At 71.9% G+C, this 13733-nt stretch carries 13 protein-coding genes; 7 read left to right on the plus strand and 6 right to left on the minus strand.

What is annotated here, in order from left to right:
- The first annotated feature begins 191 nt into the window (after nt 1-191).
- Both ACFVT5_RS38445 and ACFVT5_RS38450 read left to right on the plus strand, forming a co-directional pair.
- Nucleotides 192-1661 carry an MFS transporter gene (locus ACFVT5_RS38445; protein ID WP_389898069.1) on the plus strand — a complete coding sequence of 490 codons (1470 nt, stop codon included), beginning with the start codon at nt 192-194 and terminating at the stop codon, nt 1659-1661.
- A gap of 5 nt (nt 1662-1666) precedes the next feature.
- Nucleotides 1667-2263: a TetR family transcriptional regulator gene (locus tag ACFVT5_RS38450; protein WP_389898072.1), complete on the plus strand. Its 597-nt coding sequence runs from the start codon at nt 1667-1669 to the stop codon at nt 2261-2263.
- A gap of 16 nt (nt 2264-2279) precedes the next feature.
- Here the strand turns inward: ACFVT5_RS38450 and ACFVT5_RS38455 are convergent, their stop codons facing one another.
- Nucleotides 2280-3803 carry a PLP-dependent aminotransferase family protein gene (locus ACFVT5_RS38455; RefSeq protein WP_389898075.1) on the minus strand — a complete coding sequence of 508 codons (1524 nt, stop codon included), beginning with the start codon at nt 3801-3803 and terminating at the stop codon, nt 2280-2282.
- A gap of 28 nt (nt 3804-3831) precedes the next feature.
- On the opposite strand from ACFVT5_RS38455, the gene ACFVT5_RS38460 reads away from it, so the two are divergent.
- The gene (locus ACFVT5_RS38460; RefSeq protein ID WP_389898078.1) at nt 3832-4677 is read left to right on the plus strand and encodes a methyltransferase domain-containing protein; all 846 of its coding nucleotides are present in this window, start codon (nt 3832-3834) and stop codon (nt 4675-4677) included.
- Here the strand turns inward: ACFVT5_RS38460 and ACFVT5_RS38465 are convergent.
- Nucleotides 4650-5852 carry a DUF4032 domain-containing protein gene (locus ACFVT5_RS38465; protein ID WP_389898081.1) on the minus strand — a complete coding sequence of 401 codons (1203 nt, stop codon included), beginning with the start codon at nt 5850-5852 and terminating at the stop codon, nt 4650-4652. The genes ACFVT5_RS38460 and ACFVT5_RS38465 overlap by 28 nt on opposite strands.
- A 174-nt stretch (nt 5853-6026) precedes the next feature.
- Between ACFVT5_RS38465 and ACFVT5_RS38470 the strand changes: the two genes are divergently transcribed.
- The gene (locus tag ACFVT5_RS38470) at nt 6027-6422 is read left to right on the plus strand and encodes a hypothetical protein (protein ID WP_389898084.1); all 396 of its coding nucleotides are present in this window, start codon (nt 6027-6029) and stop codon (nt 6420-6422) included.
- 214 nt (nt 6423-6636) lie between these two features.
- A complete protein-coding gene (locus tag ACFVT5_RS38475) occupies nt 6637-7863 on the plus strand; it encodes a hypothetical protein (protein ID WP_389898087.1) in 1227 nt (408 codons plus the stop codon).
- Between the two features lie 159 nt (nt 7864-8022).
- On the opposite strand, the gene ACFVT5_RS38480 is transcribed toward ACFVT5_RS38475, so the two are convergent.
- Together ACFVT5_RS38480 and ACFVT5_RS38485 are read right to left on the minus strand one after the other, a co-directional pair.
- Entirely contained in the window at nt 8023-9321 is a 1299-nt protein-coding gene (locus ACFVT5_RS38480; protein WP_389898089.1) for a cation:proton antiporter, read from the minus strand.
- A 4-nt stretch (nt 9322-9325) separates the two neighbouring features.
- Nucleotides 9326-9811 carry a cation:proton antiporter regulatory subunit gene (locus ACFVT5_RS38485; RefSeq protein WP_389898375.1) on the minus strand — a complete coding sequence of 162 codons (486 nt, stop codon included), beginning with the start codon at nt 9809-9811 and terminating at the stop codon, nt 9326-9328.
- 193 nt (nt 9812-10004) lie between these two features.
- Between ACFVT5_RS38485 and ACFVT5_RS38490 the strand changes: the two genes are divergently transcribed.
- Together ACFVT5_RS38490 and ACFVT5_RS38495 are read left to right on the plus strand one after the other, a co-directional pair.
- Nucleotides 10005-10955: a HAMP domain-containing sensor histidine kinase gene (locus ACFVT5_RS38490; RefSeq protein WP_389898092.1), complete on the plus strand. Its 951-nt coding sequence runs from the start codon at nt 10005-10007 to the stop codon at nt 10953-10955.
- On the plus strand, nt 10952-11656 hold the full coding sequence (locus tag ACFVT5_RS38495; protein WP_389898095.1) for a response regulator: 705 nt from the start codon (nt 10952-10954) through the stop codon (nt 11654-11656). Before ACFVT5_RS38490 ends, ACFVT5_RS38495 begins: the two co-directional genes overlap by 4 nt.
- Here the strand turns inward: ACFVT5_RS38495 and ACFVT5_RS38500 are convergent.
- Nucleotides 11653-12405: an SAM-dependent methyltransferase gene (locus ACFVT5_RS38500; RefSeq protein WP_389898097.1), complete on the minus strand. Its 753-nt coding sequence runs from the start codon at nt 12403-12405 to the stop codon at nt 11653-11655. The two genes, ACFVT5_RS38495 and ACFVT5_RS38500, sit on opposite strands and share 4 nt — an antisense overlap.
- Nucleotides 12406-12485: 80 nt before the next feature.
- A complete protein-coding gene (locus ACFVT5_RS38505) occupies nt 12486-13721 on the minus strand; it encodes a lactonase family protein (protein WP_389898377.1) in 1236 nt (411 codons plus the stop codon).
- Between the last annotated feature and the right edge of the window lie 12 nt (nt 13722-13733).

Raw genomic sequence — 13733 nt, forward strand, 5'->3', positions numbered from 1 at the left:
GGTCCGCCGTAGGTGAATACAAATTCACCCGCTATGGTGAATGGGAATTCACCTAGCGCCCTTGACGGGGGGATCTCATGGCGCCCGCGCCGATATCCGATGAACCGGTCGAATCGGCTGAATCCGCCGCGTCCCATGTGTCCACCGCGCCCCCTGCCTCCCCTGTCTCCCCCGCGCCCCCTGCGGCCTCTGTGTCCGCCGAAGTCACCGGATCCGTCGGACGGCGCGCCCTGCGGGACCGTCTGACCGTTCCCGTCCTCGCCTTCGGCGGCACCCTCATGGCCGTCATGCAGACCGTGGTCGTACCGCTGCTGCCCGATCTGCCTCGGCTCACGGGCGCTTCGGCCGGCGCCGTCTCCTGGTTGGTCACCGCGACCCTGCTCACGGGCGCCGTCCTGACACCGGTACTCGGACGCGCGGGTGACATGTACGGCAAGCGCCGGGTGCTGCTGGTCGCGCTCGCCCTGATGACGTTCGGTTCGGTGCTGTGCGCGCTGACCTCGGACATCCGGCTGCTGATCGCGGCGCGGGCCCTCCAGGGCGCGGCGGCGGCGGTCGTGCCGCTGTCCATCAGCATCCTGCGCGACGAACTGCCGCCCGAGCGGACCGGTTCGGCGGTCGCCCTGATGAGTTCCACGGTCGGTATCGGTGCCGCCCTCGGCCTGCCGCTCACCGCGCTGATCGTGCAGTACGCGAACTGGCACGCCATGTTCTGGGTCACCAGCGCGCTCGGCGCCCTCGGTCTGGCGCTCGCCTGGTGGGCGGTGCGCGAATCCCCCGTACGGGAACCGGGGCGCTTCGACACGCTCGGCGCCATCGGGCTCGCCGCCGGCCTGGTGACCTTGCTCCTCGCGGTGTCCCAGGGCGGCCAGTGGGGCTGGGGCAGCCCGCGGATCATCGGTCTGTTCGTCGCCTGCGTGCTTGTCCTGGCCCTGTGGTGGCGCCGGCAGCTCCGGACCGAACGGCCCCTGGTCGACGTGCGGCTCGCGGCCCGCCGTACCGTGGCGCTGCCGCATCTCGCCGCCCTGTTCGCCGGTTTCGCCTTCTACGCCAACTCGCTGGTGACCGCCCAACTCGTGCAGGCACCCCTCGCCACCGGTTACGGACTCGGTCTGTCGATCGTCGCGACCGGTCTGTGCCTGCTGCCCAACGGCGTCATCATGCTGGTTCTCTCGCCCGTCTCCGCGCGGATCTCGGCGGCGCGTGGCGCCCGGGTGACCCTCGCGATCGGCGCCCTGGCGATCGCCGCCGGATATGTCGTACGGATCGCCGACAGCCGCGACCTGTGGGTGATCGTGCTCGGCGGGGCGATCGTGTCCATCGGCACGACCTTCGCGTACTCGGCGCTGCCCACCCTGATCCTGCGGGCCGTTCCGGCCGGGCAGACCGCCTCCGCGAGCGGTGTCAACGTGCTGATGCGCACCATCGGCCAGGCCGTGTGCAGCGCCGCCGTCGCCGCCGTCCTCGTCCGGCACACGAGCCTGGTCGACGGCTCCCCGGTGCCCACCCTGCACGGATATCTGCTGGCGTTCGCGATCGCGGGTACGGTCGCACTGATCACATGTGCCGTGGCGCTCGCCATACCCGCGGACCCGAGGCAGGGCGGTACGGGAAGGGCGCGCGGGGGCGCCGTGCGGGAGAAGGCTCTGGAAGGAGCATGAACGTCATGACGACCTCGACCCCCGGCCCGGCGTCGCCCGCGCCCGCCCCGGGACCGGTGCGCCGTGACGCCGAGGCGACGAAGGCGGCCATCCTCCGGGCGGTCCGCTATCTGCTGGCGCGCCACGCCTACGCCGACATCACGCTCAAGGCCGTCGCCGAACGCGCCGGTGTCAGCGCGCCGTTGATCCTGAAGTACTTCGGCAACAAGGACGCCCTCTTCGAGCGGGTGCTGTCCTTCGAGGCCGACGCCGACGCGCTGCTCGACGCCCCCCTCGAATCGCTCGGCCGGCACATGGTCCGGCATGTCCTGGTGAGCCAGTCGCAGCAGCGCGGCGACCCACTGCTGCGCATCGTGTTCGCCCCGCTCCAGGGCGAGCGGGGCGACATCCTGCGCGACAACTTCCGTAGGCAGGTCACCGACCGGCTCGCCGACCGCCTTGAGGGACCCGACGCGGGACTGCGCGCGGAACTCGCCGTGAGCACCCTGCTCGGACTCGGTGCGATGAACGGCATCGTGCGCGGACCCCATCTGCGCGCCACCTCGGAGGCTGACATCGTCGACCGCTACGCACCCGCGGTACAGGCCCACCTCACCCCGTGAGCCGCCCGCCGCGAGGTCAGCCAGCGCCGCTTCGTCGCCGTCCCGGGGCGAGCACCCTTGCGATGACGGACACGCCCTCCGCGATCTCGTCCGGTGTGCGTGCCGCGTACCCGAGGACGAGTCCGGGCGGACCGGGGCGCTGTCGGTACCACGACAGCGGATGCACCTTGACGCCGTCGGCCAGGCAGGCGGCGGCGAGGTCGGTGTCCACGAGCCGCCCCCGCCCCGAGCCGGCGCCGTCGAAGGTGACCGTCACATGAAGCCCGGCCGCGGCGCCGTGCACCACGGCCCCGGGCAGTTCGCGCCCGATCGCGGCGACCATCGCGTCCCTGCGCCGTCGGTGGCGCACGCCCACCGCTCGGACATGACGTTCCAGGGCACCCGACTCCATGAGCCGCGCCAGGACGAGTTGGGGCAGGGCGGCATTGCCGAGATCGGCGAAACGCTTGGCGGCGACCAGGGCGTCCCGGTACCGGGCGGGCGCGAGGACCCAGCCCACGCGCAGGGCGGGCGCCAGGAGTTTGGACGCGCTGCCCGCGTACCAGACGTGATCGGTGAGCAGCGAACGCAGGGCGGGCACCGGCGGCCGGTCGTAGCGGTGCTCGGCGTCGTAGTCGTCCTCGATGATCAGGCCGCCCTCCCGCGCCCACGTGCCGAGTTGCCGTCTGCGTTCGCCGCTCAGCACGACACCCGTGGGGAACTGGTGCGCGGGCGTCAGGAACACCGCACGCGCCCCCTGAGCGCGCAGCGCGTCCACCCGGACGCCCTCGGCGTCGACCGGCACCGGTGGCGTCGACAGCGGTCCCTGGGCGAGATGCTGCCGGGCGCCCAGCGACCCCGGGTCCTCGATCGCGATCTGCCGGACACCGTCGGCGTGCAGCACGCGCGCGAGGAGGGTCAGCGCCTGGGCGGTACCCGCGACGATCAGTACCTCGCCGGGGTCCGTCCGGATGCCCCGGTTACGGGCCAGCCAATGGGCGACGGCGGCGCGCAGGGCAGGGGTTCCGCGCGGATCGCCGTACCCGAGTTCGGTGGCCGACAGGCCGGACAGCACGGCCCGTTCGGCACGGAGCCATGCCGCGCGCGGGAAGGCCGCCAGATCCGGCGGACCGGGGACGAAGTCGATACGGGCCGGGGCGTCCCGGAGCGCGTCGAAGACGTCGGCGCCCGGAGCCGCCGTGAAGGACGGCGGTGGCGGTGGCGGTCGCCGCGCCCGATGCGGCACGGTGACCCTGTCCGGCGCGGGCGCGGCGACGACCACCGTCCCGTTCCTGCCCCGCCCCTCGACCAGGCCGTCGTCCGTCAGCCGCCGGTACGCCTCCGTGACGACGCCCCGTGAGACCCCCAGCTCGGCCGCGAGGACCCGACCGGCGGGCAATCCGCTCCCGACCGGCAGCCTGCCGTCCGCGAGGGCGTCCCGCAGCCGGTCGGCCAGCCATCCGGCCATGCCACCGGTGGGAGCGTCCGCGACATCGAGGTGCAGAAAGTCCGTACCGGCGCCTTCGGACCTGTCGACCTGCTCGCCTTTGGACCTGTTCACCGGTCCATTGTCCGTACAGGCTCGTCCCATGACCACCACCGGATATGTCCACGGGTACTCGCGTCACGAGACCCGCCGCCTTGGGGACCAGGCGGACACGCTGGCCCGACTGCTGCACGCCGACACGGTGTTCGCGCCCGGCAGCCGGGTCCTGGAGGTCGGCTGCGGGGTGGGTGCGCAGACCGTCCACCTCGTCACGGGCAGCCCGGGCGCCCAGGTGGTCGCCGTCGACGTGTCCGCGAACTCCCTCGCGCGGGCGCGGGCACGCGTGGCCGCCCAGGCACCGTGGGCCCGGGTGGACTGGATACGGGCCGACCTGTTCGACCTGCCTTTCGCCGACGCCGAGTTCGACCACGTCTTCGTCTGCTTCGTGCTGGAACACCTCCAGGACCCCGAAGCGGCTCTCGCGGCGCTGACGCGCGTTCTGCGGCCCGGTGGAACCGTCACCGTCGTCGAGGGGGACCACGCCTCCGCGTTCTTCCATCCGGACAGCGCCCGCGCGCGTGCCGTCGTCGCCCATCAGATCCGGCTCCAGGCCGACGCCGGAGGAGACGCCCTCGTGGGCCGCCGGCTCCAGCCGCTGCTCACGGCCGCCGGTTACCGGGACGTCGTCGTGTCGCCCCGCACGGTCTACGCCGACAGGACCCGGCCCGAGCTGGTGGAGGGCTTCACCCGGGCCACGTTCATCGCCATGGTCGCGTCCGTCGGCGACGAGGCGGTGGCGGCCGGACTCACCACGCGCGCGGAGTGGGACCGCGGCATCGAGGACCTCAACCGGTCGGCGGAGGACGGCGGCACCTTCCACTACACGTTCTTCAAGGCCCGCGCGGTCCGACCGGCGGCCCCTCACACGCGGGGTGCCCGGTCCACGTAGTCCTTCGTCGCCGCGTCGAGTCCCACGTCGTGCCGCGCCTGCTCCGACATGTACCAGCGGTGCTCAAGGAGTTCGTGGAAGAGCTGCGCCGGGTCCAGGGTGCGCCGGATGCCCTCCGGTACCGCCCGGACGGTGGGCCGGAACACCTCGCGGACCCAGCGGTGCGCGAGGACCTCGGTGCGGGCGCCCAGTGGGTCGCCCGGGGCGTAGTCGTCCTGGGTCGCCATCCAGTGCTCCAGGTCGTTCAGGAGCCGCCTCGCCTGGTTCTCCTCGGTGTCGAGGCCGGTGAGCCGCAGCAGTTGCCGCTGATGGTGGCCCGCGTCCACGACCTTCGGCACGAAGGTCACCGTATCGCCGTGGTCGTTGTGCCGGATCTGCATTTCGGCCACGTCGAAACCGAGGTCGTTGAGCCGCCGGATCCGGCGGTCCATGTCGCGCCGCTGGTCGACCGGGTACACCGACTCGCGGGTCAGTTCCGTCCACAAATCGGTGTAGCGCTCGCAGATCGTCGTACCGAACAGGATCGGGTCGACGGACGGGTGCAGCGCGCCGGACGCTTCGAGGTCCATGAGTTCGCCCGCGATGTTCACCCGGGCCAGGTCCACGTCGTAGTCGCGCTGTCCATTGCTGAGCCGCTCGTGCAGCTCCCCGGTCTCGGCGTCCACGAGATACGCGGCGAAGGCGCCCGCGTCCCGGCGGAACAGGGTGTTCGACAGCGAGCAGTCGCCCCACGCGAACCCGGCCAGATGCAGCCGCACCAGAAGCACGGTCAGCGCGTCCATCAGCCGGTTCATCGTGCTGGGCCGCATCGTCGTCTCGAACATCGAGCGGTACGGCAGTGAGCCGCCGAGGTGCCGGGTGATCAGTACCGGTTCCAGCGGGGCGCCGGACGCGTCGACGCGTCCGGTGACCACGGCGAGCGGGTCGACGGCGGGTATCCCCATCCGGTCCAGGGTCCGCAGCAACTCGTACTCGCGGGTCGCGGGCCGTTCCGCGAGTTCCTTCACCGCCACGACCTCGGTGCCCGCGCGCGCGTAGCGCACGACGTGCCGGGAGATGCCGCGCGGCAGGGCGACCAGATACTCCTCCGGCCACTCCTCCAGCGGGGTGTGCCACGGCAGGTCGAGGAGGAGCGCCGGGTGCTCGGGGTTGGTCGCGCTGATCTGGAGTGCCATGGATCGCCTCACATCCGGTGTCGCGGACCGGGAGCGGTCCGTGGGGTGCCGACCTGTCCGGTATGCGCCGGAGGCCGGATACCGGCGGGTGGCCGAACTGATGCCTGCCTCCCGCCGGTGTTCGTAAGCTACTTGCCCCGCCGTGCACGGCGGGACGTGGGAGGAGGGGCGGTTGTGGAGTGGCAGTGGCTCAGCGCGGGAGCCAGGGCGGTTCCGGAGCCGGTGGCGACGCCGCTGGTGTGGGCGGGAGCGTTTCTCGGTTCGGCCGTGCTCGTGGCGGGGCTCAATCAGCTCGGTGATCTGGTCGAGCCCGTCTTCTATCTGGTCGCCCTGTCGGCCCTGGCCGCCGGGCTCGGGGCACGGGCCAGAGTCGTGGCGGCGCCCGGAACGGCGGGCCTGTGCTGGCTGTTCCTCAACGGATTCGGGGCGCCGCCGATCGGTGAGCTGACCTGGAGCGGACCGCCCGACGTACTGCGGATGTCCTGTCTGCTGGGGGCCGCCCTCATCGGCACGGTGATCTCACGGCTGATCGGTGCCAGATCCGCGTACCGCCGCGTCTCCCCGCCGTGACCCGGCCGCCCTTCCCTCCGCGCCCCGATCCGGAACCGCATTCATAAACCTTTCATGCCGATACCAGGCTTTTGTCTGCGTTTGGCGGCCTTTTTGCCCGCCGCGCCGCCCTGCGTGAGGCATTTGTGGGTTTATCGGAAATATGGTGCCCGTGTTGTCAGTGTTGCCAGGGGAACACGCAACGTGTCCTTCACGGGCGCGGGTTGGGATGCCGATGAGCGAGATCAGCCGCCGAAGCGCGGTCGGACTGGGGCTGGGAGTCGGTCTGGGAGCCGCGGCGGGACTCACCGGGTGCGGGACCGACGTCGAGGCCGGCTCCTCCGCGGGAGAGAGGCGGCAGCAGGCCAAGGAAGGGCAGAAGGCGCCGCCCCGGCTGATCGGCGACGGCTCGACCGCGTACACCGGGAAGCAGCCCGGACAACCCGGCCCGCCCGCCCGGCTCGAACGTGGCCAGACGCCACCCCAGTTCGTGGTGTTCTCCTGGGACGGCGCCGGTGAGGTCGGCAACGGCCTCTTCCCGCGCTTCCTCCAACTCGCCGAGCAGTACAACGCCCATATGACCTTCTTCCTGTCGGGCCTGTATCTGCTGCCCGAGTCGAAGAAGCGCCTCTACAGCCCGCCGAACAACCCCGTCGGCGCCTCCGACATCGGCTACCTCACCGACGGGCACGTCAGGGAGACCCTGAAGTACGTCCGTCAGGCATGGCTCGACGGCCACGAGATCGGGACACATTTCAACGGGCACTTCTGCGGCGGCAGCGGCTCGGTCGCGTACTGGACGCCCGCCCAGTGGGGCAAGGAGATCGAACAGGCACGGTCGTTCATCAAGACCTGGCGGACCAACACCGGCTGGCGCGGCCAGGAGCCGCTGCCCTTCGACTACGACACCGAACTCATCGGCGGACGCACCCCGTGCCTGCTCGGCCAGGACAACCTGCTGCCCGCGGCCCGCCAACTGGGCTGGCGCTACGACGCCTCGTCGCCCGGCGGTGTGCAGCGCTGGCCGGAGAAGCGGCAGGGGCTGTGGGACCTCCCCTTGCAGGGCATCCCGTTCCCCGGACACAGCTTCGAGGTCCTGTCGATGGACTACAACATCCTCGCCAACCAGTCCCAGAACTCCACGAAGGCGCCCTCGCACAACTACCCGGCCTGGCGCACCCAGGCCACCGAGTCGTATCTCGCCGGCTTCGAACGGGCCTACGAGTCGAACCGGGCGCCGTACTTCATCGGGAATCACTTCGAGGAATGGAACGGCGGGATCTACATGGACGCCGTCGAGACGACGCTGAAGCGGATCGCCGACCGCAAGGACGTACGCCTCGTCTCCTTCCGGCAGTTCGTGGACTGGCTCGACGCCCAGGACAAGGCCGTCCTCGCCAAACTGCGCACCCTGGAGGTCGGGACGCGACCGCCGGGCGGCTGGAAGACCTTTCTCGCCTGACGCGCCGCGCCGCTTACCTTGACGCGCCGCGCCGCTCACCTTGCGCGTCCGCGCGTGTGTCGTCCGCGCGCCGAACGCCGACGGAGAAGGCCGCGACCCGGCCATGTCCGGGTCGCGGCCCTACGCCGCCCGTGCGGGCGGCCGTCAGGTTGCTCCGCGTCAGTCGCGCACCGGCGCGGGTTCGGCGAGATCGGCGGGCCCGGCCTGCTCGGGGGCCCGTGCTGGATCACCGGGGTCGGCCGCTTCACCCCGTTCCGTACCCGCCGTCTTCTCGCGGCCCGCGCCCTGCGACCTGCGCGCCCGGACGCGGGCCGTCACGCGGGCGGCGATCGGCTCGGTGTAACGGGCCGTCAGCGGCCCGAGGATCACCAGGATCAGCACATAGGCGGTGGCCAGCGGGCCGAGCGACGGCTCGATACCGGCCGCGACCGCCAGGCCCGCGATCACGATGGAGAACTCGCCGCGCGCCACCAGCGTGCCGCCCGCACGCCAGCGGCCCTTGCCGCCGACCCCGGCGCGCCGCGCCGCCCAGTAGCCCGTAGCGATCTTCGTGAGGGCGGTGACCGCGGCCAGCGCGAGCGCGGGCAGCAGGACCGGCGGAATGCTCGCCGGATCGGTGTGCAGCCCGAAGAACACGAAGAACACCGCGGCGAACAGGTCCCGCAGCGGACTCAGCAGTGTGTGCGCGCCCTCGGCCACCTCACCCGACAGGGCGATACCGACGAGGAACGCGCCGACGGCCGCCGACACCTGGAGCTGCTGGGCCAGACCCGCCACCAGGATCGTCAGCCCGAGCACCACAAGGAGCAGCTTCTCCGGGTCGTCGCTGGACACGAACCGCGAGAGCACCCGGCCGTAGCGGACCGCGACGAACAGCACCAGGCCCGCCGCGCCGAGCGCGATGGCGAGGGTCACACTGCCCGCGGCGAGGGACACCCCGGCCACCAGCGCCGTGACGATGGGCAGATAGACCGCCATCGCCAGGTCTTCCAGGACCAGGACGCTCAGGATCACCGGCGTCTCACGGTTACCCACCCGGCCCAGGTCGTTCAGCACCTTGGCGATCACGCCCGAGGACGAGATCCAGGTGACACCCGCCAGAACGACCGCGGCCACCGGGCCCCAGCCGAGCAGCAGCGCGGCGATCGCGCCCGGCAGCGCGTTGAACGCGAAGTCGACCGCGCCCGCCGGATAGTGCGTCTTCAGATTGGAGACGAGATCGGTGGCCGTGTATTCGAGGCCCAGCATCAACAGGAGCAGGATCACCCCGATCTCGGCGCCCGTCGCCACGAACTCCTCGCTCGCGCCGAGCGGCAGCAGCCCGCCCTCGCCGAACGCCAGCCCGGCCAGCAGATACAGCGGGATGGGTGAGAACTGGAGCCGGCCGGCTATCCGCCCCAGCAGGCCCAGGGCCAGAATGATGGCACCGAATTCGATCAACAGAACGGCAGAGTGCACGCTCTCACTCCCGACCCAGAATCGCAGCGGCGGCCTCGACACCCTCACGGGTGCCGATGACGATGAGCGTGTCCCCACCGCCGAGGCGGAAGTCGGGGGTCGGCGAGGGCACGGCGCCCGAGCGCCGCAGCACCGCCACGATGGACGCGCCGGTGTCCGTACGGATCCTGGTCTCGCCGAGTACCCGGCCGTTCCAGTGCGAGGTGGCGGACAGTTCGATGCGTTCGGCGACCAGCCCCAGATCGGTGGTGTGCAGCAGGTTCGCACTGTGGTGCGACGGCATCAGCGCGTCGATCAGGGACGCGCTCTCGGCGCCCGTGAGCCGCAGCGACTGCGCGCACTCGTCCGGGTCGTCGGTCCGGTACACACTCACCGTCCGTGCCCCGTCACGGTGCGCGACCACCGACAGGTGCCGGTGTTCGCGTGTGGTCAGGTCGTATTTCACGCCGATCCCGGGCAGGGGCGTCGTACGCATCCGTGGAGCAGGCACAGCCTGTCCCCCCTCGAAGTTCTCGTCGTTCTCATCGTGGATGTTCCGCAAAGGCGACATGCTGCCACCTGCGCCCACACCGTCGACATGGGTGTCAGCACGGATGGACCTCACCGCGCGGGGCGGTGCAGACTGACCGGGGAGAGGTCTGCGCCGCAGGTCACGGGGGAGTGTAAGGAAGGGTATCGGGAGCGTGTCGCTGTTCTGGCGGATCTTCCTGCTGAACGCCGCCGTGCTGGTCGTCGCCGCGACACTGCTGCTGGGACCCGTCACCGTGTCGACGCCCGTGCTCCCCGGTGAGGCCCTCGCCGTCGTCGTGGGACTCGCCGCGATGCTCGTCGTCAGCGCCTTTGTGCTGCGGATCGGACTGGCACCCCTGCAACGCCTCAGCCGCGCCATGACCACCGCCGACCTGCTGCGCCCCGGCCGCCGCCCCGAGGTCACCGGACCCTCCGAGATGGCCGACCTCATCACGACGTACAACACCATGCTCGACCGGCTCGAACATGACCGGGCCAGCAGCACCTCTCGCGTCCTGTCCGCGCAGGAGGCCGAACGGCAGCGCATCGCGCAGGAACTCCACGACGAGGTCGGACAGACCCTCACCGCGGTCCTCCTCCAACTGCGCCGTGTCGCCGACCGGGCGCCCGGGGACCTGCGCGAGGAGGTCGCCCTCGCCCAGGAGGCCACCCGCGGCAGCCTCGACGAGATCCGCCGCATCGCCCGCCGGCTGCGGCCCGGCGTCCTCGACGAACTGGGCCTGGTCAGCGCGCTGCGGGCGCTGGCCGCCGAGTTCACCACGCACGGCGTCCAGGTGCGCCCGCACTTCGCGGGGGAACTGCCCGCCCTGGACGACGAGACGGAACTCGTCCTCTACCGGGTCGCGCAGGAGGCCCTCACCAACACGGCACGGCACGCGGCGGCGGACCGGGTCTCGCTCGCCCTGGACGAGATCGCGGGCGCCGTGGAACTGCGGGTACACGACGACGGCAAGGGCATCGGGGACGCGCCGGAGGGCGCCGGGATCCGGGGCATGCGGGAACGCGCCCTGCTGATCGGCGCGACCCTCACGGTCGGACCGGGCGAGCACGGCGGCACCGAAGTGGTGCTGCGGGCGGCGGTACGGGACGGAGCGGACCGATGAGCGAAGCCTCGCCGCAGCGGCCGGGGCCGGGGATCCCGCCGTACCGGGGGCGTCCGGCGACCCGGATCCTCCTCGCCGACGACCACGCCCTGGTACGCCGGGGGGTGCGGCTCATCCTCGACGGCGAACCGGACCTCGCGGTGGTCGCCGAGGCCGGCGACGGTGCCGAGGCGGTCGCGAAGGCCCGCACCGTCGAGGTCGACCTCGCGATCCTCGACATCGGCATGCCCCGAATGACCGGCCTCCAGGCAGCCCGTGAACTCACCCGCCGCTTCCCGGATCTACGGATCCTGTTCCTGACGATGTACGACAACGAGCAGTACTTCTTCGAGGCGCTGAAGGTGGGAGCGAGCGGCTATGTGATGAAGTCCGTCGCCGACCGTGACCTGGTGGAGGCGTGCCGGGCCGCCATGCGGGACGAGCCGTTCATCCACCCCGGCGCGGTCACGGCCCTCGTCCGCAGCTATCTCGACCGGGTCCGCCAGGGCGAACGGCTGCCCGCGCGGGCGATCACCGACCGCGAGGAGGAGATCCTCAAACTCGTCGCCGAGGGACACACCTCGAAGGAGATCGCCGACATCCTCGTGATCAGCGTGAAGACGGTCGAACGCCACCGGGCCAACCTCTTGCAGAAGCTGGGCCTGAAGGACCGCCTGGAACTGACCCGGTACGCCATCCGGGCGGGACTCATCGAGCCTTAGGGCCTGCCAGTTTCCGTGCTCGTGTCCCGCAGCACCAGGGAGAGGAAGCCGAAGGTGCCGCGGTAGACCCGCAGCCATTCGTCGCGGTGCGTCGCCGCCGCCTCCAGGGCCGGCCCGCTGCCGGGATCCTCGGGGTGGTCCAGGGCCCACGCCGACAGGGACCCGGTCCACGCCCACTCGTACGCGTCCAGCTCGCGCCGTGAACTCACATGCCCGTGCACCGGAGTCCAGCCGTCGGCGACGACCCGCTCCATGGTGGACGCGAGATCGGCGAAGTCGCCCAGCATCCCGATCGCCTCTGGCGTCGGCTCGGCCTCCCAGATGCCGTCGCCGACCAGGACGTGCCCGCCGGGCGCGAGATGGGGACGCGCCGCCGCCAGCGTCGGCAGCAGCCCGCCGAAGGCGTGCGCCGCGCCGACACTGAGGACCAGGTCGAATCTGTGCGGGGCACGGAACTCGGAGGCGTCCGCGTGGTGCAGCGTCAGCCGGTCGGCGACGCCGAGACCGGCCGCCGCCTTCCGGGCGTGCTCCAGGGCGGGCTCCGACAGGTCGACGCCCTCGGCCCGCGCCTCCGGATACGCCCGCAGCACCCTCAGCAGCCACTCACCGCCGCCGCACCCCAGATCGAGCACGCGCGCGTCCGCGCGCGCGAGACCCCGCTCCAGCAGGATCCGTACGGCGTCGTCGTCCACCGGCGCTGCGATCGGGTGGTCGGTGTGGGCGATACGGGAGATCAGTTGACGGTCCATCCGCGCAGCCTCGCATCGCGCGCAACGGACCCGCATCGCATTTTCGGACGCACCGCCCAGGCCGGTACGGGAACGGCACATCACAGGGGCAGCGCGCACACCGCGACCGGGGACGCGAACGGATCGCCGGAGAGTCGGAGTCCACCGCTGTCGGCGTCGACCTGGAAGACGCTCACGGTCCCCGACCGCTGGTTCGCCGCGAACAGCAGTCGCCCCGAGGGCGAGAACGCGATCTGGCGCGGGAAGTCACCGCCGACGGGCACCGTGTCGAGCAGCCGGAGCCGCGCCCCGTCGGCTTCGACGGCGTACCGGGTGAGGCTGTTGTGCCCCCGGTTCGCGAGATAGGCGAAGGTGCCGGCCGCCGTGACGAGGATCTGCGCCGGGTAGCTGGTGCCCGCGCCGGTACCGGTGGACTGGGGTTCGCCGGGGGTGAGCCGCCCGGTCGACGGGTCGTAGGCGCAGACGACGGCCGTGTTGTCGAGTTCGCACGCGACATAAGCGAAGCGGCCCGACGGATGGAAGGTGAGATGGCGCGGCCCCGCGCCCGCCCTGAACCGTGCCTGCGAAACGGCGGACAGCGTGCCCGCCTCGGTGTCCAGCCGGTACGTGTACACCGTGTCGGTGCCGAGGTCCACGGCGAGCACATGGCGGCCGTCGGGGCTGGTGACGATCTGGTGGGCGTGCGGCCCGCTCTGGCCGGGACCCGGCGGTGGACTGGAGTGCGTGACGAGGTCCGTGCGCTCACCGAGGGCGAGGGAGTCGTCGATGGGGTGGACGGCGACGCTGCCGGACGTGTAGTTCGCGCTGAGCAGCCAGCGGCCACCGGGATGCACCGACAGATGGCAGGGCGCGGCGCCGCCCGTCGACCGCGCGCCGGCGACCTTCGGCGGTCCGTCCTTCGGCAGCCGGACCGCGGTGACCGCGCCGTCGGCCCGCTCGTCCACGGCGTACAGCGCACCGCCCGAGGGATGCACCGCGAGATACGACGGGTCGGGCACGCCGGTCAGCGTTCCGGTGCCGGTGACGCGCCCTGTGGCGTCGTCGTAGGTCGCCAGGCCGATGCCTTTGCCGCCGCCGTCGACCGACGTGTACGTACCGATGAACAGCGGGCGGGCCGTGTCGGCGCGCTCCGCCGCGGGGGTGCGGGCGACCGCGCGTCCGGTGGCGGATACGGGGTCCGTGGCCGCCGCGCAGCCCGTGGCGGCCGACGGGACGACCACCGCCCCGGCCGCCGCGGCGAGGCCGCCCAGGAGACGGCGCCGGTTCGGACCCTGGCCCTGCCGTGCGGCCGGTGCCGTGCCTTCCGTGCGCCCCATGTCCTCAATGTC

This window comes from Streptomyces sp. NPDC058001 (assembly GCF_042886315.1).
GTDB lineage: Bacteria > Actinomycetota > Actinomycetes > Streptomycetales > Streptomycetaceae > Streptomyces.